The sequence below is a fragment of the Bhargavaea massiliensis genome, assembly GCF_018390575.1.
Classification (GTDB): domain Bacteria; phylum Bacillota; class Bacilli; order Bacillales_A; family Planococcaceae; genus Bhargavaea; species Bhargavaea massiliensis.
Window position 1 is genome coordinate 1 of sequence record NZ_JAHBCJ010000044.1, and the last position, 202, is coordinate 202.

Sequence of the window (202 nt, forward strand, 5' to 3'; positions counted from 1 at the left end):
CGCCTGCTTTGCACGCAGGAGGTCAGCGGTTCGATCCCGCTAGGCTCCACCATGACTTTTGTTCTTTGAAAACCGGATAAAACGACATTGTACCAAGTATTAACCGATTTTGATCGATTCGTCGATCAAGTCTTTTCATGTCCGTATTGTGGGGATTCGCCCCTGCATGCGGAAAGCCGCTAAGACCGCTGGTCTTTAGAGG

The 202-nt window shown here is 50.0% G+C and carries 1 protein-coding gene; it reads right to left on the reverse strand.

The features are described 5' to 3' along the window. Positions 1 to 22 precede the first annotated feature (22 nt). Positions 23 to 202, reverse strand: a 180-nt coding sequence (locus KHA84_RS15315; protein WP_213424358.1) for a hypothetical protein, incomplete at its 5' end; no start/stop codon positions are given.